At 68.0% G+C, this 22,763-nt stretch carries 20 protein-coding genes and 1 pseudogene; 8 read left to right on the forward strand and 13 right to left on the reverse strand.

Annotated elements, in window-relative coordinates:
• Positions 1 to 38 precede the first annotated feature (38 nt).
• Positions 39 to 830 (reverse strand): annotated as a pseudogene (locus G3W89_RS33735) (ESPR-type extended signal peptide-containing protein); the annotation flags it as partial.
• On the opposite strand from G3W89_RS33735, the gene G3W89_RS25485 reads away from it, so the two are divergent.
• The 3 genes from G3W89_RS25485 to G3W89_RS25495 are packed head-to-tail and all read left to right on the forward strand — an operon-like array spanning position 829 to position 5,322.
• Positions 829 to 1,623, forward strand: coding sequence for a response regulator transcription factor (locus G3W89_RS25485; protein ID WP_162576758.1), 795 nt, complete (start codon positions 829 to 831; stop codon positions 1,621 to 1,623). The pseudogene G3W89_RS33735 and the gene G3W89_RS25485 overlap by 2 nt on opposite strands.
• Positions 1,604 to 2,893 (forward strand): FecR domain-containing protein, encoded by a 1,290-nt coding sequence (locus G3W89_RS25490; protein WP_162576759.1) that lies wholly within the window; start codon positions 1,604 to 1,606, stop codon positions 2,891 to 2,893. Before G3W89_RS25485 ends, G3W89_RS25490 begins: the two co-directional genes overlap by 20 nt.
• A 26-nt stretch (positions 2,894 to 2,919) precedes the next feature.
• Positions 2,920 to 5,322, forward strand: coding sequence for a CHASE2 domain-containing protein (locus tag G3W89_RS25495; protein ID WP_162576760.1), 2,403 nt, complete (start codon positions 2,920 to 2,922; stop codon positions 5,320 to 5,322).
• A gap of 15 nt (positions 5,323 to 5,337) precedes the next feature.
• Here the strand turns inward: G3W89_RS25495 and G3W89_RS25500 are convergent, their stop codons facing one another.
• Entirely contained in the window at positions 5,338 to 6,129 is a 792-nt protein-coding gene (locus tag G3W89_RS25500; RefSeq protein WP_162576761.1) for a response regulator transcription factor, read from the reverse strand.
• Between the two features lie 419 nt (positions 6,130 to 6,548).
• Here G3W89_RS25500 and G3W89_RS25505 point away from each other — a divergent pair, with 419 nt between their 5' ends.
• On the forward strand, positions 6,549 to 8,543 hold the full coding sequence (locus G3W89_RS25505; RefSeq protein ID WP_162576762.1) for a hypothetical protein: 1,995 nt from the start codon (positions 6,549 to 6,551) through the stop codon (positions 8,541 to 8,543).
• A 29-nt stretch (positions 8,544 to 8,572) separates the two neighbouring features.
• Here G3W89_RS25505 and G3W89_RS25510 read toward each other — a convergent pair whose 3' ends face one another.
• The gene (locus G3W89_RS25510) at positions 8,573 to 9,256 is read right to left on the reverse strand and encodes a response regulator transcription factor (protein WP_162576763.1); all 684 of its coding nucleotides are present in this window, start codon (positions 9,254 to 9,256) and stop codon (positions 8,573 to 8,575) included.
• 256 nt (positions 9,257 to 9,512) lie between these two features.
• Between G3W89_RS25510 and G3W89_RS25515 the strand changes: the two genes are divergently transcribed.
• Complete coding sequence (locus G3W89_RS25515) at positions 9,513 to 10,838, forward strand: DotU family type IV/VI secretion system protein (RefSeq protein WP_162576764.1); 1,326 nt, start codon at positions 9,513 to 9,515, stop codon at positions 10,836 to 10,838.
• A 21-nt stretch (positions 10,839 to 10,859) separates the two neighbouring features.
• A complete protein-coding gene (locus tag G3W89_RS25520) occupies positions 10,860 to 11,936 on the forward strand; it encodes a type VI secretion system protein (protein ID WP_232076750.1) in 1,077 nt (358 codons plus the stop codon).
• Between the two features lie 29 nt (positions 11,937 to 11,965).
• On the opposite strand, the gene G3W89_RS25525 is transcribed toward G3W89_RS25520, so the two are convergent.
• The 6 genes from G3W89_RS25525 to G3W89_RS25545 form a co-directional block, all read right to left on the reverse strand.
• Complete coding sequence (locus tag G3W89_RS25525; RefSeq protein ID WP_162576765.1) at positions 11,966 to 12,751, reverse strand: PP2C family protein-serine/threonine phosphatase; 786 nt, start codon at positions 12,749 to 12,751, stop codon at positions 11,966 to 11,968.
• 154 nt (positions 12,752 to 12,905) lie between these two features.
• Positions 12,906 to 14,273 carry a tetratricopeptide repeat protein gene (locus tag G3W89_RS25530; RefSeq protein ID WP_162576766.1) on the reverse strand — a complete coding sequence of 456 codons (1,368 nt, stop codon included), beginning with the start codon at positions 14,271 to 14,273 and terminating at the stop codon, positions 12,906 to 12,908.
• Positions 14,274 to 14,323: 50 nt separating this feature from the next.
• Positions 14,324 to 14,524 (reverse strand): hypothetical protein, encoded by a 201-nt coding sequence (locus G3W89_RS25535; protein ID WP_162576767.1) that lies wholly within the window; start codon positions 14,522 to 14,524, stop codon positions 14,324 to 14,326.
• On the reverse strand, positions 14,521 to 15,165 hold the full coding sequence (gene tagF, locus G3W89_RS25540; protein ID WP_162576768.1) for a type VI secretion system-associated protein TagF: 645 nt from the start codon (positions 15,163 to 15,165) through the stop codon (positions 14,521 to 14,523). The genes G3W89_RS25535 and tagF overlap by 4 nt, the downstream gene beginning before the upstream one ends.
• Positions 15,162 to 15,296: a hypothetical protein gene (locus G3W89_RS33510; protein WP_269474988.1), complete on the reverse strand. Its 135-nt coding sequence runs from the start codon at positions 15,294 to 15,296 to the stop codon at positions 15,162 to 15,164. Before G3W89_RS33510 ends, tagF begins: the two co-directional genes overlap by 4 nt.
• Before the next feature lie 170 nt (positions 15,297 to 15,466).
• The gene (locus G3W89_RS25545; RefSeq protein ID WP_232076752.1) at positions 15,467 to 16,516 is read right to left on the reverse strand and encodes a CAP domain-containing protein; all 1,050 of its coding nucleotides are present in this window, start codon (positions 16,514 to 16,516) and stop codon (positions 15,467 to 15,469) included.
• Positions 16,517 to 16,738: 222 nt separating this feature from the next.
• Here G3W89_RS25545 and G3W89_RS25550 point away from each other — a divergent pair, with 222 nt between their 5' ends.
• Positions 16,739 to 17,113 carry a VOC family protein gene (locus tag G3W89_RS25550; protein ID WP_162576770.1) on the forward strand — a complete coding sequence of 125 codons (375 nt, stop codon included), beginning with the start codon at positions 16,739 to 16,741 and terminating at the stop codon, positions 17,111 to 17,113.
• A gap of 54 nt (positions 17,114 to 17,167) precedes the next feature.
• Here the strand turns inward: G3W89_RS25550 and G3W89_RS25555 are convergent, their stop codons facing one another.
• From G3W89_RS25555 to phnD, 4 genes are all read right to left on the reverse strand, one after another.
• Complete coding sequence (locus G3W89_RS25555) at positions 17,168 to 17,440, reverse strand: hypothetical protein (RefSeq protein ID WP_162576771.1); 273 nt, start codon at positions 17,438 to 17,440, stop codon at positions 17,168 to 17,170.
• A gap of 150 nt (positions 17,441 to 17,590) precedes the next feature.
• On the reverse strand, positions 17,591 to 18,247 hold the full coding sequence (locus G3W89_RS25560; RefSeq protein WP_162576772.1) for a hypothetical protein: 657 nt from the start codon (positions 18,245 to 18,247) through the stop codon (positions 17,591 to 17,593).
• A gap of 258 nt (positions 18,248 to 18,505) precedes the next feature.
• Positions 18,506 to 19,555: a phosphate/phosphite/phosphonate ABC transporter substrate-binding protein gene (locus G3W89_RS25565; RefSeq protein ID WP_162576773.1), complete on the reverse strand. Its 1,050-nt coding sequence runs from the start codon at positions 19,553 to 19,555 to the stop codon at positions 18,506 to 18,508.
• Complete coding sequence (gene phnD, locus G3W89_RS25570; RefSeq protein ID WP_162577650.1) at positions 19,515 to 20,537, reverse strand: phosphate/phosphite/phosphonate ABC transporter substrate-binding protein; 1,023 nt, start codon at positions 20,535 to 20,537, stop codon at positions 19,515 to 19,517. Before phnD ends, G3W89_RS25565 begins: the two co-directional genes overlap by 41 nt.
• A 244-nt stretch (positions 20,538 to 20,781) precedes the next feature.
• Between phnD and G3W89_RS25575 the strand changes: the two genes are divergently transcribed.
• Positions 20,782 to 22,710 carry an ATP-binding response regulator gene (locus G3W89_RS25575; RefSeq protein WP_162576774.1) on the forward strand — a complete coding sequence of 643 codons (1,929 nt, stop codon included), beginning with the start codon at positions 20,782 to 20,784 and terminating at the stop codon, positions 22,708 to 22,710.
• The last annotated feature ends 53 nt before the right edge of the window (positions 22,711 to 22,763 follow it).

The raw sequence follows: 22,763 nt of genomic DNA on the forward strand, positions 1-22,763 counted from the left end.
GAGAAGCCGATCGATATGGAATCTTCAGCTAACGCACGGCCTCCGAGGGCAATCGCATGGGGACGCGTGGCGGTTGCGCTTGCCCCGACGGCGACCGCACGACCGTAATTGTCGCCAGGTGACGCGAACGCTCCAGCACCGATTGCGACGCTATCATCCGAAGTATTCCCAGCGGGAACGCTGTGGTGACCCACCCCCGTCGGTGCGTACACGCGTTCCGCAGTGGCGTCGCACCCGATCGCAACGGAGTAACCGGTCGCATTGGCTTCGCAACCAAGAACGAGCTTGTTATCCGGGGAAATGGCGGTTGCACCACTGGCATCAATGATGCCTCCCCCGACAGCCTGCGCGCCCGCCCCGCCCGACCCACCCAACGCCACCAGCACCACCGCAGCGGCCACCACCGCGCTAGAACGGCTCCGCTTCCCTCTGGCCTTGGTGATTTCCGAGGCCGCGACCCAGGCACCGAGCGCTTCGTTCCACACGGTGCGGTATGACTTGTTCATGCTGCTTGACATCCTTTTTGGCGTGGGCGAAAAAATGTGAAGCGTTGACCTCACCAATGCGGGCAGCGTGCTGTTGCCCACCGCATGTGCCCACTGACTGCGAAAGGCCGGGATGTTGCCGAGCATTGGATCTTTCGTGCGCCACGCGTCACAATTTGCAAGATTGCTTATGGCACCCATTTCAGGACGTGCCAGCGAGCTGGGCCGCTGCGCGGCGACAGCGAGGCGCGGAGGGCAAAGGCGAAACAATTTACGAGATTTGGGCCGGAAAAAAGGGCAAGAATTCGGCACCTTCCTGTTGAGCCACGAGACGAAAGAACCCATGCGTATCGCAGTACTTGACGACGATCCGACCCAGCTGGGCTACTTGGTCCACGCGCTCAAGCGCGGGCTGGATACGGGCGAGGAAGCCATCACCTGTGTGCCCTTCGACAAGGGCGAAACCCTGCGCAAGTCGCTGCGGCAGGAAACCTTCGACCTGCTGGTGCTCGACTGGAACGTGCCCGACCTGGACGGCGTGGAGCTGCTCCACTGGCTGCGCAGCTTTCAGAAGAGTGACGTGCCGGTGATCATGCTGAGCTCGCGCAGCGCCGAGCGCGACGTAGCCGGCGCCCTCGGCATTGGTGCAGACGACTACGTGGTGAAGCCTTTCCGCACGATGGAGCTCTGCGCCCGCATCCGCCGCCTGCTGACCCGCCAGCCCAGCCTGACGGCCGCCGCCGAGCAAGAGCGCTTCGGGGCCTGGCGCTTCGACCAGCCGAACCTGTGCGTGCACTTCAAGGCACCCGACGGCGCGCTCACACGAATTGCCCTCACGGACCGCGAGTTCCGCCTGGCGCTGGCGCTGTTCCGCCACCTGGGGCATGCGGTTTCGCGCGCCTACCTGCTCGAGAAGCTGGGCGTCCACGGTGAGGAAATGCCCTCCCGGGCGCTCGACAGCCACATCTACCGCCTGCGCAGCAAGCTGGGCTTGCACAGTGCCAGCGGCCTGCGCCTGCAGACCGTCTACGGTCGCGGCTACCGGCTGGAGCGGGTCACCGGAGACCAGAGCGAAGCAAACACCATTGCCGCCACCAGCGGCCGATCCGACGACATCGATGACAAAGCCGGCGCCTAGCGTTTCCAGCCGCCGTTGGCTCTTCGTCACCCTCGTTTGCCTCGCAGCGCTGCCCACGCCGCGAGCGCATGCGCAGCCGGCGAAGGTGGCGCCGGGTTCTGTGTCGACCTACCTGGTCCAGCCGGGCGACACCTTGTGGGGATTGGCGCGCAGGTACATGGAGTCCGCACACCGCTGGCCCGAGCTTCAGCGCGGCAACGCGGTGCCAGTGCCCGAGCGCCTGCGCGTCGGGCAAATGTTGAACCTGGAAGGCCCCGCCGCCGTCCTGCATGTCTCGGGCAACGTGTCGCTCCAACGCGGCGCCGAGCCGGAGCAGCAGCTCGCCGCCGGAACGGCTCTCGTGGCGGGCGACCGGCTGACGACCGGGCGCGACAGCTTCCTGACGGTGGGCTTCGCAGATGGGAGCCGTGTAGTGCTTCCCTCGAGCAGCTCGGCCCGGCTGACCGAGGCGCATGGCCGGCGCACGCAGCTGGAGCTGCTCAGCGGGCGGGTCGAATCGTACGTGGAGAAGCAGAGGGAGCGGGAGTTCGAGATTCGCACCCGCAGCTTCGCGCTGGGCGTCAAGGGCACGCATTTCCGCGTCCGATCAGAAGGCGGGGTGCAAGCGCTGGAGGTGCTCGAAGGCACGGTTCAGGCGACCGAGCTGGGGAGTGGCAATCGCAGTACCGAAGTAGCGGCACTCGAAGGCTTGCCGCTCGGCGCCGCGGGCTCCGTTCTCGAGGTGCGCAGTCTGCTGCCGGCGCCGACACAGCACGTGCCGAGCGAACGGAACACGGTCGCAGCGGAACCGGTGACAGGCGCGGCCGCGTACCGCCTGCAACTGGCGAGCGACGCAAGCTTCCTGCGCTTGGCGGCGGAGTCGCGCGAGCCGGCGCCGCGCTTCGCGTTGCAGGATTCACTGGCGGCTGGTTTCTATCACACGCGGGTCTCCGCCCTTGACGAGCAAGGGATCGAAGGGCAGGCGAGCGAGGGCGTCACCTTTGTAGCGCCGGCACAGGGCCCGATGACCAGCGAGGCGCGCGCAGCAGACAACAGCCTCTGGCAGATCCGCTGGACAACACGCCAGCGGCAACGCCATACTTTCGAACTCGCGCGCACGCCCGATTTCGCGTCCCCTCTGGTGGTCGAATCGGGAACCTACATGAGCGGTGTGACGGTCGGCCCGCTCGAAGGTCCCGCACGCTACTACTGGCGTTGTCGCGAACAAGCCGAGGGGGAGTCGTCGCCGCCGACCGAATGGGGAGGCAGCTTCGAAGTAACGTCCCCTTGAACCGGGGAGTCGAGACGGGTGGGTACATGCAGCGACTGCGCCGTCGCTACCTGTTCGAGTGGATGCTCATGTTGCTGCTGCTGCCGTCGACCATGGTCTGGCTGGACGGCAAGCCGGGGCTTGTCGAGGCCAATGCGGCCATTTACGACAAGATGCTGCTCGACAGCGCACAACAGCCCGCCCAGGACATCCTGATCATCGGCATCGACAAGCGCACGCTGGAAGTCTTGGGCCCTTCGCCGCTTCCACGCTCGATGCATGCGCAGTTGCTCGAGCGATTGGCCGAGCACGCTCCACGCGCGGTGCTGCTGGACCTGTTCTTCGACACGCCATCGGCCGAGCCGGCACAGGACCAGGCGCTGGCCACGGCAATGTCGAAGCTGCCCGTCTACCTGCCGCTCGACTACGTCGCGCCGCCCATCGGCCTGCCGCAAGGAGCGCCCACTTTCAAGCTCCCGATCCCCGACCTGGCAAAGCGTGCGCGAGGGCTGGGGCACGCCAACGCCGCACCGGATGCGGACGGACTGGTGCGGGCAATGTGGCGCTACGAGGGGCGGCCGGACAAGGTCTGGCCCTACGTGGGACTCGAGATCGCCATGCAGACGGGCGAGCCTGAGTCAGCGCAAGTCCTGGGCTTGCAGTCGACCGAAGGCTGGGTTCGCGGGGGGCGCTTCGGTGTCGACTTCGCGGGCGCTGCGGGCAGTTACCCGACAGTCTCGTATCTCGACATGCTGCGGGGCGATTTCACGGACGAGCTCGTGCGCGGGAAGCTGGTGCTGATTGGCGCGCTGGCCAACGCAGGCCTGGGCGACACGATGCCGGTGGCCGGCATCGGCGCGCTCACGAGCCTGCCTGGCGTCGAGATCCACGCCAATGCATTGGATGCGCTTCTCACCGACCGCGCGATCGACATTCCGACCGACTGGCGACGGGTGCTGTGGATCTCGGCGCCGGTCTGGCTCGTGCTGATGCTGTTCCTCGTCAGTGCCAGCCATGCGGTGGCCTGGACCTTCGCGGTCTCGCTGGGCTGCATCCTGTTGGACTACTTGGCGCTGGTGCACTGGCGGGTCGCCTTGCCGCTCGCCTCGCCGCTGTGCGGCGTGATCGCGTCCTATGTGCTTTGGAGCTGGCGCCGGCTGAACGCGCTGCTGGTGTTTTTCCGCCAGCGTGCGGCGCTGCTGAATGCCGTCCCGGCCGGCGCCTTCGAACCGCCGCTGCCCTTGCACCCGCCGCCGCTGGACTCGGTGGAACGCCGTGCGAATGCGCTGGACCTGGCCATCGAGCGCCTGACGCGCCTGCAGGCGCTGCTGACGGAGGGCATGTGGAGCCTGCCCGTGCCGGTGCTGATCTGCCGCGACGACGGTACCGTGAGCCAGAGCAACGCGGCTGCGCAGAATCTTCTCGCCACCGCGCTGGTGCTTTCGTCCACGGGTGCCGTGTTGCGGCCTGCCGCGGGCGGTGTCGACCACCTGAAGGGCGTCGACGTGCTGCGGCTGCTCGCCGATATGCAAAAGGCCGAGATTGCGGGCACCCACGCGACGCCCACTACGACCGCCTGGGAAGCGGCGATGGGCGTCGAGTACACGACGGAGCAGGGCAGCGTTTTCACATTGAGGGCAGCGTCGCTCGGGGAGGTGGGATCGGGCGCGGCGACATCGCGGGCCTGGGTGGTGGTGCTCAACGACATCACCACCGAGCGCCGTGCCCAGCGGGAACGTGAGCAGTGGTTCAGCTTTCTCTCGCACGACGTGCGCGGCCCGCAGGTCACCATGCTCAGCCTGCTGGCGCTGTACGTGGAGGGCGCTTCCAACGTCACCATGCAGAACGTGGTCGACGGGGTAGGCCGCGAGGCGCGGCGCACGATCCAGTTGGCCGAGAGCTTCATGGACATGCTGGAGGCCGAATCGAAGGCATACCACTTCGCGCCGACCTTCGCCGGCTCCGTGGTGCTCGACGCCATCGATGCGACCTGGGCCGCAGCCCACGCCCGCGGACTGATCGTCAAGCCGCGGCTCGGCGCCTCGGAAGCCTCGCTCTCGGCCGATGCTTCGCTGCTGACGCGGGCACTCGTGAACTTGCTGCACAACGCCATCCGCCACAGCAAGCCCGAGAGCACCATTTATATCTGCGTCGAGACGAATGTCGAAGCGAACGCTCCCTATGGCGAGGTGCTGATTTCGTTACAGGACAGCGGGAGCGGCATGGACGAACTGCAGCGTGCCAAGTTGATGATCCCCAACCAGGGCCGCCGGTGGAGCGCAAATGCCGATCCAGAAGCAGGACACGGCTGGGGACTCGGCTTGACGATCGTGCACACCGTCGTGGCGCGCCACGGGGGTTGGATCGATGTCATCAGCGCACCCGACGCGGGGACGACCTTCTTCATTGGCCTTCCCTTGAGCCCGGAAAATCCGGCCTTTGACGCTTGAAGGTTCCGGGCGTTTTCAGAATCCGAGGACAGGCGACGCTTCGAGCTGCGGCTCCCGAGCCGACAAGGTCACCAATCTTGGCGCCTTCTTGCCGGGGCTCCTGCTGAGCTTGAAGCCGGCATAGCGGATGGTGCTGAGCTTCCATTCGCAGCCATGGAAGGCGATGAGTCCGAGTTGGCCGCGCAGGCGTCCCACACTGGCATCGAGCCAGCGGCCACCTGTTTCCGGCGCCAGCCCTGCCGCCATGGTGCGCAGCCAATCGCGCGACAGCACGTGCTCGATGTTGTGGAAGAACTCCAGCGCGAGCTCGAAATCCAGCGGACGCATGCCGATCTCGGTCCCGTCGAGCACCACGGATTCCTTGGACGGCAGGAAGCGATAACCGCCCCATTCCAGGCCTGCATCTTCGGCAGCGAGCCCGTGCTGCGCGAAGAAAGCCCTCATCCCCTTGTAGACGTCCGCAAAAGAGGAAGGCGCCGCGAGGACCACGTCTCCGGCGGAGCAGCGCAGCGTCTCGGCGGCCTTGACGGGGTTCTCTCTCGCCAGGAATAGCAAGGGAACTTCCGGGTCGACCAGGCTTCTGGCGGCGCGGATCCAGGCCTGTTGCTCGATCGGGTTCTGCGGCAAGCCAACGCAGAGGGCCGAGCATCGCAGGAGGCTTCCGCGCAACGGCAGCAGTTCCTCCAGATCGTTGAAGACGAGCGGCGCATGGCCCAGGGCGCGGATGGCACGTCGCATGTGTTCCCGCGAGCGAAGCACGGGGTCGAGCACGGCAACTCTTCGACGCAGTTCATTTCTGGCAGACATGTCAGTGGGCTCCAGTGAATGCGTGGGTACTCGCAAAGAAGTTGAAATGCACGAGCTTCCTTGTCGCCGCCACGCGTGGTGTAAGACTTAAGGATTGCGATAGTGCCGAGCAACAAAACCCGCGTGGAGGGGTTGCGACAATTGATCAGGATTGGGCGGCGCGGAAACAAGGGTTCCCAACAGCGTTCACGAAATGAGGCCGCGAGAGCCCGGCTCTGAGCAATCTGCACGGCGTGGGCATCGCTTGGACGCGCCGGCGCGATCACCATGAGCCATGACAACCTGATGAATTGTCGCGTCGGGTAAGCCTCGCCGCGCTTGGAGGCCTAACCTGCCAGCCGCGATCGAGACAAGGGCTCCTCCACTGGCCCTGCGGCTTTCAGCGGCGAACGGAGTGGCTTCTTTCTGATTGTGGTTCCATGTCACTGTCCACGATGATCGGGGCGCCGCATCCCCCCTCGCTTTTCCCGGCTCGGGGAATCGGCGCCATCCACCGTCCCGCGGCGGGGTCTTCGTTCCTGCGCTTCGTCGCTGCGCTTCCCTTTCGCAACCTCACGGGCCGGGACGCGCTGGTCTGGGTCGAGTTTTGCATGGCGGCGCTGCTGAACCGCGAGCTAGAAGCGCAGCAGGCGCTTTCAGTGCTACCGCTCGTCGACGTGGTCACCGCGCTCGAGGGCAGCGCTGAAAGCCCTCCGAGCGCCCGTGCCATCGAGCAGGTCCGCGCACTCGGTGCCCGCACCGTGATTGCTGCCCAGGTGCACGCCCACGAGAACGGCTTCGAGCTGCGCTACCAGTTGCATGGGGAGACGACGCTTGCAGATCCCAGTCCGCTGCGCGGCGGCGACCTGACACAGCTGACGATCGCACTCGGCCGCAAGCTGGCCCGCGAGCTCGTCGACGAGGCGCCGGCACGGGTCGTCACCGACACCTTCACGAACGAGGCCTTCACCCGCGCCAGGCAAGCAGCCAGGGAACAGCGCTACCAGACGGCACAGGACTACCTGCGGGTGTGTGTCGCCTCGCATCCGCATGCGCTCGAAATGGAGGTGGAACACGTCGAAAGCCTGGCGGCGATCGAACACCCCGAAACCGCATCCAAGGCCGAGAGCCTGCTCGCTCGCGCGGCCGCATCGGCCGACGTGGCGGCACAGGCGCGGGTGCTGCGTGCACTCGCCGGCTATCACCGCGCACTCGAAAACAACGAGCTCGCCCGAACGCTCATCCACCAGGCGCTGACGCTGCTTGAAGCGAATGGCGACGAAGCACTGAAGGCGGCCTTGCTGCTGGAGCGCTGCGAGCTGGCCATCGCCGATCGCGAGTTCGAGCTCGCGCAAAGCATCGGCCGGCGTGTTCTCGCCGCAGCGCAGGGAGGCGACCACGACCGGCTGACGGCGCAATGCCTGCGGCAGGAAGGCGTCATCGCGCACTTGCGCGGCCAGGCGGCGCCCGCGCTCGAAGTCCTGCACCGTTCGGCGCAGCTCAGCCGCAGCCCGCTACTGCAGCACGCGGACCTCGCGCGCACCCTCTACCAGATCGCGATCGTCTACCGCGATGCAGGGCGCATGCACGATGCGGCCCTGGCGATCGACGAAGCAGTCGACTACGCAAAACTGGCTGGCACGCCAGTACGTCATGCGCTCACGCTCGCGTTCCAGCTCACGGTGCACAGCTACGCCGGCAACCAGGCTGTGGCCGACTCGGCACAGGCCACGCTCGCATCGGCGTCGATGCAGCAGTCCCGCGCTGGCCGGTTTCTATCGCAACTGACGGACGCCTGGCTGCACTGGCGCAGCGGCCGCACCGGCGACGCGCTGCAGCGCATGGAGCAAGTGCGCAAGCTCGGGCGTGAGGCGCGGCACTTCTGGCTCAGCTTCGCGATCACCATGAACACGGGCATGGCCATTGCAGGCGGGCGCTACGACCTTGCTCACGACCTGATTGCAGAGATCGAGGCCAATCGGCGCTTCTACGAAGGGACTTGCCTGTACGGCTCCGCCGCCTTCTTCAAGGCCGCGCTGGCCCATGCGCGCGGTGATCGGCAACAGACCTGGCGCAGGCTGCGCGAGACGATGGCGGTCTCTCCGGTCGGCATCGTCCGCTCCAACGCCTGCCTGGCCGCAGCGTGGCTTGCGTGTGAGGATCGCGCGCTCTCCGAAGTCCAGGGCTGGCTCGACCAGGTCCCTGCATGGACAGCGGAGCATCCGAACGGCATCATGGCACTTGCGCGCTACCGTTTCGAGCAGGGGGACTGGGCGGCGGCCCTGGAGCATCAGGCGCGCTACGTGGAACGCTGGCCGGCCGATGAAGTCACCTTGTACCAGCGCCGCCTCTTGAACGACTATCGCGAGGCGATGCGCACGGGAAGAGCCTTCGCGATCCCCCGCCTGCCGCACCTGCTGACCCTGCGCTTCTGAGACTGTCCGCCGACAACGGCGCTGGCCACTCAGGCTTCCGCCGTCAGCGTCTGCGCCGCAACGACGGCCTCTGTGCGGTTGCGCACGTTGAGCGCACGGAAGATCGCCGCCAAGTGGATCTTCACCGTGCCCTCACTGATGCCGAGCGCGCGCCCGATCAGCTTGTTGGGCTTGCCTTGCGACAGCAGTTGCAGCACTTCCACCTGGCGCTCGGTGAGGACGGTGCGCAGGTGCTCGAGGGTCTGGGCGGTGGCGGCGGACGATGCACGCTGGGCGGCCTCGCCGGCACCGGGCGGCACGCCGGCCATCACGCCCGGCGGCACCGCCGACAACAGCATCGGCGGCACATAGACGCCACCGGCCAGCACCAGCCGCACGGCCGACAACATGACCTCGGGCGAGTAGGCCTTGGGGATAAAGCCCAGCACCCCACGCTCGAGCGCCGACCGCATGATGGCCGGATCCTCGTAGCCCGAGAGCACGATGACAGGCACGGCCGGGTGGCGGCGCCGGATCTCGTCGACATGGGCCTGGCCCTCGGCACCGGGCATGTTGAGATCGATCACGGCCAAGTCGATATCGTCGGAAGCGCGGGCGAGCAGTTCGTCGACGCTCATCGCAAGAACGAACTCGATGCCCGGCTCGATCTCCGACAGCTTGGCCTTGACCGCCTCGATGACGAGCCTGTGGTCGTCGGCGATCAGGATTTTCATGGGCGGCCTCAATAGATTAAGCGTGATGCACGCAGTCAACTCAACGAGTAGCACGAAAGATAACGGTGAACAGCAAGCCCTGCAAGGCTCGCCGGCTCCACGAACGACATAGTCCCCAAGCGGTATGGCCGCTGTGCAGGGGCGTTGAAAGAATCGATCCAAGATCCACCGCTCCAACAGGGACATCGGCATGTGCCATCGAGACAGGCGCAAACCCAAGGCTCCCGTTGCCACCGAAGAATAGCGCGAGCAGTTCATGGCTCGCCTGTTCGACTGCTTCAGCACGCTCTTCTCGTTCGGCCTCGAGCTCGATGCGGCCATCGCGGCGCGCTGTGCTGCACCCATGCTCGAAGCCGCCCAGCGGCGCGCGCTCCATCTGCTCGAGCAGGCCCGTGCCGCGGCGCGCGAGGCGGGCAGCACCCAGGCGCACGTCGAATCGGCATCTTTCGCCGTCGTCGCCTGGCTCGACGAGGTGATCGCGCGCCATCCGGCGTGGACTCCGGGCGCGACGCCATTGCAGGTGCAGCTTTTCAACTCCAACAACGCGCAGAGCGAGTTCTTCCATCACCTTTCCGCCCTTCAGCCGGACGACGGGGAGGTGCGCGAGATCTACTGGCATGCGCTGGTCCACGGCTTCAAGGGCCAGTACTACTTCGAGAGCGGCGACGGGGGCGAGCTCGGCAAGCTCAAGGAGCTGCACGGGCGGCAGCTGCCCGTGTGCCCGCTGGCGCTCGACACGCTGGCCGAGGACCGCATCACGCCCCAGCCCTATGGCGTGCCCGACCCACCGGGCCCGCGCGTGCCGGAGGGGCGCGAGCGGGCGCTGCTGCGCGCCGCGGGTGCGATGGCGCTGCTCGTCCCGTTGGCGTACCTGCTGTGGGCCATGCTGGGTGGCTCACGCGAGCCGGCACCGACTCTGGCCCAGCGCATCGAGCAGCGGCTGCAGGCCTTTGCCTGTGCGGACCTGGCCGTGGCGGTGGGCGATGACGGCACGGCGCGGGTGAAGGGCTTCGTGCCCACGGCGGAGGACATGGTACGCGTGGAGCGCGAGGTGCGCGCCATGCCCGGCATCGGCACCTCGACCTTCGCACTCGGGCTGCGCGTCTGGCCCCATTGCGAGGTGGTTGCCATCCTCAGGCCCTACCAGGCACGCAACCAGGAGAAGCGCCATGGGCTGAAAGTCACCGCGCTCACGGCCCAGGAGAGCCGGGTGCGCGAGGGCGACACGGTGGTGGTGCGCGTCATCAACGCGGACCACGAGGGCTACCTGCGGGTCGACTACTACACGGCGGATGGCGCGGTCATGCACCTGCACGCCAATCGCGGCTCTCGACCTCTGCACCCCGGCGAAGTGCTCGAGCTGGGCCGCGACATCCCCTCCAGCTGGCTGGTGAGCCCGCCCTTCGGCACGGTGCTGATCACCGCCTTGTCGTCGACCGCGCCGCTGCCCGACGCCGCCGACACGCCGCCCTTCGAGCTGGCCTCGGCCTACCTGCAGCGGCTGCGTGAAGCACTGGCCTCCACTGAGGCCGCAGGCCGGCCGGTCGCCGACTTCGTGTTCCTCGAGACCGTCTCGCGCTGAGACCCGCCATCCGGCTCTCGCATGAACATGATGTACCCACTTCCCGCCCATTACGGCGCCCTGCTGGCCCTGTGCATGGCCGGGCTGCTCGCGCTGTGGTGGTTCATGCTGGGCTCACGCTACCTTTCGCGGCGGCGCCTGCTGCGCCGCCGCATCGCGCTTGCCACGCCCTCGGACACGGCACCGCCGGAGGCTTTCGCCGAGCCCGGAGCCGCGGTCGCACGCGTGCGCGAGCAGTTGCTGAGCTCGCCCGCATTGCGGGGACTGCATCAGCCGCTCTATGACCTGCCCTGGCTGCTGTTCATCGGCGACGCGGACGCCAGCCTCCCGGCGTTGCTGACTGCGGCGCGCCGCGAGACCTCCGTGCCGCCGGGGCAGGGCACCGATGAGGACGGGGATTTCTGGCGCTGGCACTTCCTGCCGACCCTGGTCGCCATCGAAGCCCGCGCAGCGGCGGTGCACGAACCGGCCACGCCGTACGAACGCGGCCTCTGGTACCGCGCCCTGCTGGCGCTCGCCGACCAGCGCGAACGCCTGCCGCTCAACGGCATCGTGGTCTGCGTGAACGCAATCCGACTGCAGGGCGACGCGCAGCACGTGGCCGCCGATGCGGCACGCCTGCGTCAGCGTGTCGACGAGGCGGCCGAGCTGCTGCGCCTGCAGTTGCCCATCTACCTGCTGGTGACCGGGCTGGAGCGGCTGGCGGGTTACGAGATACTGCGCGAGACGCTGCCGGCCGCGGTGCGTGCGCAGGCGCTGGGACACCGCCTGTCCTACACCGCGGCGGCAGCGGGGCGCCCCGATGCGCTGTTCGAGCCACTGGCGCTGCGCCTGCATGCCTTGCGCATGGGCCTGCTGAGCAGGCAGCCGGAGCCGGCGCGCCGCCAGGCGATCCATGCCTTCGTCGAGCAGTTGCGCGCATTGCAGCCCGGGCTGCGCACGTTCGCGCAGCAGCTCTTCGACGCGCCGCGCGGTGGCCATGCCGGCGCGCGCTGGCGCGGGCTGTACCTCGTGGCAGCGGGCGACGAAAACCGGTCCGCTTTTGTCTCCGACCTGTTCCAGCGCTTCCTGCCCGCCGACCAGCCGCTGGCGAGATAGCGATCGCACTCGGGACCAGGCGTACGTCGCTACGGCCGCGCCCCGGGCCGCGGCCGCGTGACCACGCCGCCCTCGCAATCCTCGTGCAGCCATAGCGCGAAGGCCGTGTAGTTGTCGTGCCCGGGCTTGGCGCGCGCGCGGACCTCGGCGTCGAGCTGTTCCACCCATCGGCTCGGGTCCTTCGAGGCCTCCAGCGTCTCGCACAGGCACGCGTCGCCCAATGGCTCCCAGATGCCGTCGCTGCACAGCAGGAGCACATCGCCCACGGCGAGAGGCATGCGCTCGGACACCGTGATCTCCGGCACCGACTCGAGGGAGCCGAGCGCCGAGAGCAGCATGTTGCGCCTTGGATGCAGGCGCGCCGCCTCCTCGTCGATCATGCCGCCCGTCACCATTTGCTGGACGAGGCTATGGTCGATGGTGCGCGCCACCGGCGCACCGCGGCGGAACAGGTAGGCGCGGCTGTCGCCACTGTGGGCCCAGGCCACGGCGTTCTCGTGCAGATCGATGGCGGCCAGCACCACCGTCGAGCGCATGGCCGCCAATTTGCCGCCTTCGGCCTGGCCCGCGACCACATCGCGGTTGGCCTGCTCCAGCAGGTGCCGAAGCCTTTCGGCATCCAGCCCCGGCGCCGCCGCGAAGCCCGCCAGCACGCTGCGCCGCACGATCGACGCGGCCACGTCGCCGCCGCCGTGGCCACCCGCGCCATCGGCCACCAGGCAGGCCAGGAAGCGGCCGTCGTTCCATTGGCCAAACACGTCCTCGTTGTAGCTGCGGCCGCCCTGGCTCGACAGGGTGGCGATCTCGATCTCCATGGGCCCTCCGTCGTCCTCGTCCTCGTCCTAGTACCTCTGGCTCTTGCTCTTGCTCTTCCTCTTGGCGGCCTTGGCCATGCTTCAGGCTCACTATCTGTTCCTCGTAGCCCTGCACGAAGGCCTTGCCGAAGAGCGCAGGGACATCCTCTGCTTGCTAGTGCGCCGCGGACGGCGCCCCTTTTCTGCACGACACCATCCACCCGTCCACGGGCTCGCCTGCCTCCGCGCGCAGCAACACGCGCTCCAGCCCCTCGATCGCGAGGCCGGCGGCTGCGAGCACCTGGCGCAGGTAGCCCTCTCGGTGGCTGTAGCGGCCATGAGCGTGGAGCCGGAAGTCGGCGCCGTCCTCGCTGGGGAGGGCCTCGACCGTGAAGACCAGCCAGCCTCCCGGCCGCAGGACCTTTGCCGCGGCCTGGAAGCAGCGGTCCAGTTCGCCGAAATAGATCAGCACATCGGCCGAGACGATGAGGTCGCAGGAGGCCGGCACCGCGTCTTCGAGGAAGCCGGTGAGCTCGGCCTTCGTCAGCGTGTCGTAGACGTCCCGCAGCCGCGCCTTGTCGAGCATCCGCTGCGACAGGTCGACGCCGGCCAGGTGCCGCGCGTACGGTGCGATCAGCGGGCCGCACAGGCCGGTGCCGCAGCCGGCGTCCAGCACGTCCAGCGCGTGCCGCGGCTCGCCCAGGTGCCGCGCTACGGCCTCGGCGACCTGCGCCGGCGCGCGGTAGTTCAGGCGCCCCAGCGTCTTGTCGAAAGTATTGGCGAAGGCATTGAAGGTGCGTTCCACGTAGGCATCGGCGGCGCGTTCCGGCACGGCCTCGCCTGAGCAGCCTGCGAGATGGTGCAACGCAGTCGGGTCGCCGGGGTCCCGCGCCAGCCAGTCGCGATAGACCTGCGCCGCCGCGTCCAGCTGACCGAGCCTGCGGTAGATCATGCCCAGCAGGGGGCGCGCCATCGTGAGTTCGGGGTTCAGGCGCAGGGCTTGGTTCAGGCAACCGAGTGCCTCGTCGTTGCGCGCCAGGCGCAGCAGCACGCGCCCGAGATTGGCATGGATTTCGGCCTTGTCCGAGCCGAGCGCGAGGGCGCGGCGCAGCGTGGCTTCCGCTTCCTCGAGCCGGCCCCGTTCGTCCTGGAACACGCCGAGGTTGTTGTGGACGTCGGCGCGCTCCGGCGCCAGCCGCAGCGCCTGCTCGTAGGCCTCGCCCGCCGCGTCCGGCTGTTCATCCAGCAGCAGCACGTTGCCGAGATTGCTGTACCAGCCGAACTGCTCGCCATCAAGCGCAATGGCCGCGCGGATCAGCGTGATTGCCCGCGCATGGTCGCCGCGCTGGTGCGCCGCCAAGCCCTTGAAATGCAGCGCCTCGGCATGGTCCGGCGCTGCCGCGAGGATGCGATCGTAGCTTTGCTCGGCCTCGTCGAACCGGCCGGCCTCGTGCAGCTCACGGGCGCGGGTCCACTCCAGCGCCGGGTCGAAGGCGTCGGCCCGCGGCGCGAGCTGGACGACTGAAGGTGTGGGGTTGCTCATCGACAACTGCTCCTGGTCATATGTCGACGGTGAGTGGCCCGCACACCCGATCAGTTCCACTGCGAGCGCATCTCTTCGCATTCAGAAACCCAGGCGCCCTGTCCCTCGGCCACGGGCACCTGTACCCGCTCGATCGGCCTGCCTTCGATCATCCGATGATCCGGTTCAGGAATTCGCGACTGATGTCGGGCAGCAGGGGTTTGGTCAGGCCCTCCCCCAAAAGAGAGAGGGCGCAAGAATGCAGCGATCATGGCCCCGCCTCCTGACGCAGACCCGGCTCCCCGCCGAAGCCGAACAGCGCCTCGAACTGCTCATCCTGCGGCAACCCCTGGCTCGTCATGCCCGGCCCGCGCTCCGCATCCGGATCGGTGAACCACAGCGAGTGCCCGACCTCCGGCAGCGCCAGCGGCGGATGCTCCCGCGCGCCCGCCTCGCTGCCATAGCCGGCGAACAGCTCCAACAGCCGCGCATCGAAGTGCGTCGCATCGAAATCGTGCTCCAGCCCCTCGAACGCAGCCTGCGCCGCCAGGGTCCACCAGCGCTGGGTGCGCGCCAGCACCTCGCCCTCCAGGGCGGTGCGCGAGGACACAAGCTCGGCCGTCAGCGTCAAGGGGAAGTAGCGCCCTGCGCTGTCGACCGATGGCATGAGCACGCCGAGCCAGCTGGGGGTGCCGATCACGCCCTCCCCCAGCACGAAGCACCACAGCGGCGCCTTGAGATAGCGTTCGGTCCAATCGGGATGTCGCACACGCAGCCTGGCGAATCCGTTCTGCAACCAGCGGTCCCACGCATCGCGGAAGACGATGGGCATGCGGCGCTCGGCGAAGTCGCCCAAGCCGGGCAGCTTCCCGAACCAGCCTGGCGCAGCCGTCGAGCCTTCGTCGTCCTTCACAGCCCCTCCGGACGGGCGAACTCGCGGAACTCGCGCAAGCGGATCGGATGCGGTGCGCTGTCGCTTTGCTGCAGATGCTGGGGGTGCAGCAGCATCCGCTCGCTACAAACCACCTGTGTTCGCGAATTCATCCACGCTCCGTTGATGGCGGGCGGTCCCGCCGGGGTAGGAAACATCTAGTTTCCGGCGCGAGGGGTTCGCGGCAAATCTGGCTAACGGCCTAGCTGCGGGAGGCAGGATAGTGCGAAGGGCCAGGGTCTGTTCAAGGGGACATCGGCCTGCCAAGGAGCACGCGACGTATTCACCGCGCCGCGCCGGCCCCCGTCGCGAAGCTGAAGGTCTTCTCGAAAGGCGCGCCTTCGTTCGTTCCGACGACGTTCACCGTGTAGCTGGTATTGGGCATGAGGGGTGCGTCGGGAATCAGCACCGCCTGATGGGACGCCAGCACCGAGTTCGGATCGCTCCCCTTGGCCAGGGGCGGCCGCAGTGTGACAGGCGTGCGGCCCGACAGGGTGGTCATGCTGGCCGAGGAGATCGCAAGCGTCTGTCCGCTTCGCACGGCGACCACCACGCCCGGACCGAGAGGGCTGGCCCGCAGGTCGCGGCCCGGCACAGGGTTGGGCGTCTCGTTGGTGATCTCGTAGAAGACACCGGTCGTCCCCTCGCAAGGATAGGTGAGCACCTCGTCGCTGGCGGGCTCCTGGCGGCCGGCCGAGGGCGTGAAACCCAGGTTGAACTGCTGCACCGTGCGCGGGCCCCTGCTGGCCGTGGTGCCGAGTTGGTCGCTGCCCCGCAGCGCAATGCCGACTTCGCGATAGCCGCTCAGCATCCCGAGCTGGTGGTAAGGCAGCGCGAGCAGCGCCCGCACGCCGAAGATGCCTGTGCCGGCGATCGAGCCCGTATAGAACAAGGTCGAGATCTCTTCGCCGACGCCCCCCGGCACATAGCCGGCGGCCGAAACCCGGTCCAAGGGCGTCGCGCCGGTGAAGCCGGTCGTGCCCGCTCCTTCGGTATGGCTCAGTTGGTTGTTCAGGATCTGCCAGTCCGCGTGCGCATGGGCCGCCGCATCGAGCTGGGCGTTCTGCGCAACCAGACCAAATCCGCAGCGGCCGCGCTCGGCATTCAGCAGCTCGAAGGCTTGGCGGCCTTCAGCGCCTGGGCCGTAGGTGTCGGGCGGGACGGACGCGACCAGCGTCGAAGCCTGCGCGCCGTCGCTGGGAGTGGCCGTGGTCGCCGGCGGCGGTGCGGCTGGCGCGCCCGTGTTGCTGGCGGGCGTCGTGGTGAGCACCGGCAGCGCGCTCCCGCCGCCTCCGCCACCACCGCCGCAGGCCGCGATGGCTGCGCAGGACAAGGCTGCAAGAGCACGGCCTATCGTGTTGTAGGAAAAAAGCTGAAACCGCTGACAATTCATCGTTACATCACCTCACGCCCGGCCACGCCGCCCTGTCAGCGCGAGGCCATCGTTCTTGTAAGGCCGGCGCCACGTCGCCTTCGAGCGGCAAGCGCTGCGCTCCTACACCCGCGGACCGTTCGGCTCGCAGAATGCGCACCTGAGCTCCACAGGAGAAAAGCAATGCTTCAGAAATCCCCCATGTATGCCTACATACCCGCGAAGGACCTCGCGCGAGCGCGCCAGTTCTACGAGCAGAAGCTGGGCTTTCAGCCCAAGACGGAGATCGGCGGCGGCGTGGTCTACGACTGCGCCGGCGGCACGAGTTGCTTCCTGTATCCAACATCGAACGCAGGCACATCCCGGGCTAGCCAGGCCTTCTGGCAGGTCGCGGACATCGAGAGCGAAGTGGCCGAACTGAAGAAGCGCGGCGTCGTGTTCGAGGACTACGGGATGCCGGGACAGGATGCGAACGGGATCGTGAGCGAGGGCGGGGCGAAGGCGGCCTGGTTCAAGGATACGGAGGGGAACATCATGGCGCTGATACAGAGTGTGTGATCCGGATCCTGCCCTGCCGACAAGCGGGTTGGCCGATACGCCGTGTCGCGTGTATCAGGGCACAGCGGAGATCCGCGCGGACGCCGGCCTTAATTGGTGCCGGATGTTCTGCGCAATCTTGACCGCCAAGGCGTCGAGCGCCTCGTCATAGCTGCGAGCGACTTCCTGCGGCTTCGCGATCAGTTCGCCGAAGCTCGGCAGGGTTTCGCGTGGAGGCTCGTCGGCCGTGGCCGCACTGGCTGATGCAGGAGCAAGACAGGCCATCGCGACGCAGAGGACGGCGCGTGCCAGGTGATTCTTTTCGAGGTGACTCTTCAGCTGTTTCATTGGTTGGCTTTATTGAGGCAACAGGACTGAGAAATGCCGCGCAGCAGCAGGCGAGCACCGGATGCCGCCGGTATTTCTGGCGAATCGGAACGCGCGCATCCACCATCCATGCCTTGGGCGGGTGGCGCTCTTCGCCTCGCTGACGGCCCCTCAGACCGCAGCGAGCGTGTTCCAAGGTGCAGGGGCAGACGAAGGGAACTCCGTCACTTCGATGCCCGGCACGCCGGTGTCTTCCCACTCAATGCCGGTCTCGCGGCGATGAACGCCGGCGGACCGGATGAACTTGGCAGTCGCCTCGGGCAACGGCTTGAGCTGGCCGAGCGCTTGCAGGAGATGAACAGGTGGCGGCACCGCGATGTCGCTTTTGCCGTTGACTTCGTCCCGGCCTCGCTGCACCAGGGCCTCTGCCTCCATCGAGATGGCCGGGTCCAGAACCATGCAGGTTTTCATCTTCACCAGTGCGGTCAATGCCTTCTCGGGATCGTTCTCGTGCTCCTTGCGGAAGGCCGCGCTCGCAACGAGGGCGTCCATCACCGTGTCCTTCCACTCGTCCCGAGCCTCGCTCTCGCAGTCGTCCTTGCGCTTCGACCCGAGGCGGTCGCGCCAATACAGGATGGTCAGCGTGGCACTCAGCGGCAGAAAGCCCCAGGCCGATGCCGCGACGATGTAGACATTCCAGCCGGCTTGGGCCGACAGGTCGAGCAGCCATGCATGGCGGTACCTGCTGCGCGCCAGGACGATGGCCGCGATGGTGATCGCGCTGAGCACGGGGGGGAGGAGCCACGTGGCGATGGATTCGATGGTCATGCGAGGTATTCCTGGAAGAAGTGCGGAGGGCGCCGATGAAGCCGATAGCGCCGGGGCAGGCATGGCTCACGGACCGGCGCGCACGTTCGGGGCTTTGGTGATGGATTTATGTGTTGCCGGGGGTGTGCCCCGTGCCTACTCTGGATTGCATGGCTTGCCCTTCTCGCTCTGTTTGCGAGGCGCGCATTTTGGTCCGAGGCACGAGAAAAGAATCTGATCAATTCTTGCGCCCGCGCGAGCTTCGCGGTCGCGGCGCGCTCAGGGGGCTGTACCGCGCAGCGCGGCCACCTGCTGCGCGTAGCTGCGCTCGAGCCGTTCGAGGCGGGCCTGGCGTGCCGCCTCGTTGACCCACTTCGCGTTGAGCGCGTGCTGCCGGGCGAGCTGGTAGTCCAGGGTCGCGGTCGGCAGCAGCGCGCTGTTGTCCTCCACCACGTAGCCCAGGGGCGCGTGCAGTTGCTTCAGCACCTCGCGCTCGGCATCGCCGCGCGGGCCTCTGGCCTGGCCATAGCCCGTCAGGAAGTCCCGCAGCCGCTTCTGCAGGGCCGCGGGCTGGTCGCGCCGCATCACGAACAGCGCCGGCGGCGTGGGGCTGGATTCCCAGATCACCTGCAGCCGCGCCGCCTCGACTGGAAACTGCTGCCTGAAGCGCTCGAAGTCGGTGGTGTTGTTGGTGGCCACGTCCGCATCGCCGTTGGCCACCGCCAGTGCGGTCCCCTGGTGGGTGTCGAGCAGCTCGCTCTGGAAGCGCTCCATGGTGATGCCGTGGGGCGCGAAGAGCTCCAGCTGGGGCACGATGAAGCCAGACACCGAGCGGCTGTCGCCACGCGCCAGACGCCAGCGCTCCGGCGCGGCCAGCAGGTTGCCCAGCGCTTGGTGCGAGCCGGTCTTGCGCGCGAGCAGCACGGCGCGATGCCTGGACAGGCCGGCATGGCGCTTCACCTGCCCCACCACGCTCATCCGCTGCTGCACGACGGCATCCAGCGCCAGCTTGGCGGACAGCAGGGCGAAGTCCACCTCGCCGCGCCGGATCGCCTGGTCCAGCGATTCGTAGGAGCTCACGGACAAGACGCTCACCGGTCGGCCGAGCGCGCGGCTCAGGTCGGCCAAAAGTGGCCTCCAGCTCTCGCGCGACTCGACCGCGCCGCCGATCGGCAGCACGCCGAAGCGCAGGGGAGCCGCCGCCTCGGTGCGCGCGCCTTGGGCGAAAGAGGCAGCCGCAGCCCCGGCGATGAGCACTGCCGCCAGGAAGCGCCGACGCGCTTCGGCTTCAGGGTGCGCTGCCGCGCAAGGCCGCCAACTGATCGGCATAGCCGCTCTCGATGCGCTGCAGCCGGGCCTGCCGCGCGGCGTCGTTGACCCACTGCGAGGTCATCGCGCTCTGGCGTGCCAGCTGGTAGGCCAGCTTGGCGGCCGGCAGCAGCGAGGTGTTGTCGGCGGGCAGGAAGCCCGCGAGATCGTGCAGCGACTTGAGCACGACCCGCTCGGCATCGCCGCGCGGACCCTTGCTGCGCCCGTAGTCGACCAGGAAGGCCTGCACCTTTTTCTGGAACTCGGGCCTGTAGTCGCGCCGCACCACGATCTGCGCATGCGGGATCAGCTCCGATTCCCAGATCACGTGGAGGCGCTCGGCTTCGACCGGGAACTGGACACCGAAGCGCTCGAAATCCGCGGTGTTGTTGGTGGCCACGTCGGCCTCGCCGTTGGCCACGGCCAGCGCAGTGGCCTGGTGCGTGCCCACCACCTCGCTCGCGAAGCGCGTCTCCATCACGATGTGGTTAGGAAGGAACAGCTGCAGTTGCGGCACGATGAAGCCCGAGACCGAACGGCTCTCGCCGCGTGCGAGGCGCCAGCGTTCCGGCTCGGCCAGCAGCCCCTTGAGCGTGCTGCGGGGCCCCGCCTTGCGCGCAAGCAGAAGGGCGCGATAGCCGGGAAGGCCGTCGTGGCGCGTGACCTGCGCGACCACGTTCATGCGCCGCTGCGTGACGGCATCCAGGGCCATCTTGCCGGAGAGGAAAGCCATGTCGACCTGGTCGCGCTGGATCGCCTGCTCGAGCGCCTCGTAGGAATTGACCGAGAGCACGCTCACCGGCCGGCCGATGGTGCGGCTCAGGTCCGCCAGCAGGGGCTCCCAGTCGTTGCGCGACTCGAAGGCGCCGCCCAGCGGCAGGATGCCGAAGCGCAGCGGGGCCTCGCCCGCGGCGGCAGCAGTCTGCACGGGAGCGGCGAACGGCAGGGCCAGCAAGGCGGCGAGGACACAGCGCCATGCCAGTGGCGGCAGGCGCCGTGCCATCATGCGCAAACGCAAGGCGGGGTGCCAGGCGGGCAACACGGGGAATGCGCGATGGGCGGCATGGACAGGGGCCTGCATCATCCTGGGGAACACGTTGGGCTGGGGCCTTGCTGACGGGCTGGTCAAAGCGGTTCTCTCGAGAACACAATTAGAAACCAACTTTGGCAGATTTCGTGACTTTTTCCTCTGGACATGTACACCCGTCGAAGCCCCGGCGCCAGGCCGGCGTGCGGCTGATCCAACGATGAATTGGCCCTTCCGCGCCCTGCGCCTGCTGGTGCGCCTCACGCTGGCGCAGCAGCTGGTGCTGCTGGCGCTGCTGCCCGCCACCGTGGCCACGCTGGGCGCCATCGCGGTGCTGACGCGCCAGCACCTCACGAACGTGACCGAGCTGATGCGCGCCAACGCCCAGACAGTGGCGCTCCAGGTGGCCACGGTCGCCCAGTCCCAGCTGCAGCGCATGGACCGCCGCGCCCTGCAGCGCACCGCCCAGTCCGGCAGCTACCAGCCGCACGTGCAGCAGGTGCAGATCTGGTCGGAGGACGGCGAGATCCTGGCCAACTCCGAGACCCAGGATCGCGATCGCGGCGAGGGCCTGCAGGTCGTGGCACCGATCGTGGCCGACGACGGCCGGCATGCCGGCAAGGTCATGGTGGAGATCAGCCTCGACGCGGTGGACCGCGCCAAGCGCTCGGTCTGGTTCAACGTGGTGCTGGTGCTGGCTGCCAGCCTGGTGGGCGTGGGGTTGGCCGGGTGGTGGGCGGCGCGCCGCATCAGCGCACCCATCCGGGCGCTTGGCGAGGCGGTGGACCGGCTGGGCGCCGGAGAGGAAGTGCAGGTGGCGGTCGAGGGCACGGCCGAGGTGCGGCGACTGCAGCACGGCTTCAACGAGGCGGCCGCAGCGTTGTCGGAAAGCCGCGGCATGCTCGAGAGCCGCATTGCGAACGCCACCGCCGAGCTGGCCAGCAAGAACCAGCAGCTCGAGGTGGCGAGCCAGGCCAAGACACGGCTGCTGGCCGCCGCCAGCCACGACCTGCGCCAGCCGCTGCATGCGCTCACCCTGTTCTCCGACGGCCTGGCCAACGGCGAGACCGACCCGGTGCGCCTGCAGCGCATCGGTCACATCCGCGAATGCGTGGACTCGCTGGACCGCCTGTTCTCGGGCCTGCTCAATCTTTCGCAGCTCGACGCCGGCGTGCTGCAGCCGCAGTGGGCCGATTTCGCGCTGGACCAGCTGTTCGATGAAATCAGCCGCAACTTCCGGCCGGTGGCCGAGCAGCAGAACCTGCGGCTGGTCGTGCGCAAGACCGAGCTGTGGGTACGCAGCGACTACGTGATGCTCTCGCGCATCCTCAACAACCTGGTGTCGAACTCGCTGCGCCACACCACGTCGGGCGGCGTGCTGGTCGGCGCGCGAAGGCGCGGGCGTGGCGTGCGCATCGATGTGGTGGACACGGGCGTGGGCATTGCGGAGCACCACCAGCCGCGGGTGTTCGAGGAGTTCTACCAGGTCGAGCCGCAGCCGCGCCAGGGCCGCGACGCAAGGGGCATGGGGCTGGGCCTGGCCACGGTGCAGCGCCTGGCCTCGCTGCTCAACACGCAGGTCGAGCTGAGCTCGCAGCCGCACAAGGGCACCTGTGTGCGCGTCCTCGTACGCGCCGCCGAGCCGATGCCGCCGCCGCAGGGCGGGCTGCAGGCTGCCGCGGCCATCGAGGAGGAGCCCAGCCTGCACGGCGTGCGCGCGCTGGTGATCGACGACGAGCGCAGCATCCTCGAAGGGCTGCAGGTGGTCCTCAACAACTGGGGCGCCGAGGTGATGACCGCGCAGACGCGCAGTGAGGCGCTGGCCTTCGCCGACAGCTGGGAGCGGCCGCCCGACCTGGTGGTGAGCGACCTGCTGCTGCAAGGCGGCGACAACGGCCTGAACGTGCTGTCCGCGCTGGAGCGCCATCCTCGCGGCATCGGCGCGTCGACCGCACGCCTGCTGGTGACCGGCGAGACCAAACCCGACCGGCTGCGCGAAGTCGCCAGCGCGGGCGTGGCCGTGCTCTACAAGCCGGTCTCGCCCAAGTTGTTGCGTCAGGCGATCGGCGCGCAGCTGGCGGCGGTGCGCCAGGCAACGGACCCGGAAAGCGATGCCGCCTCCGGGCCGACCCCGCCACATACGAAATAAGGCATAGGCCGAGAGGCCGCGAACTCCCGGATTTCGCCCGCGCAATGCGTCCG

Source organism: Variovorax sp. PBL-H6 (genome assembly GCF_901827155.1).
In the GTDB taxonomy this organism is placed as follows: domain Bacteria; phylum Pseudomonadota; class Gammaproteobacteria; order Burkholderiales; family Burkholderiaceae_C; genus Variovorax.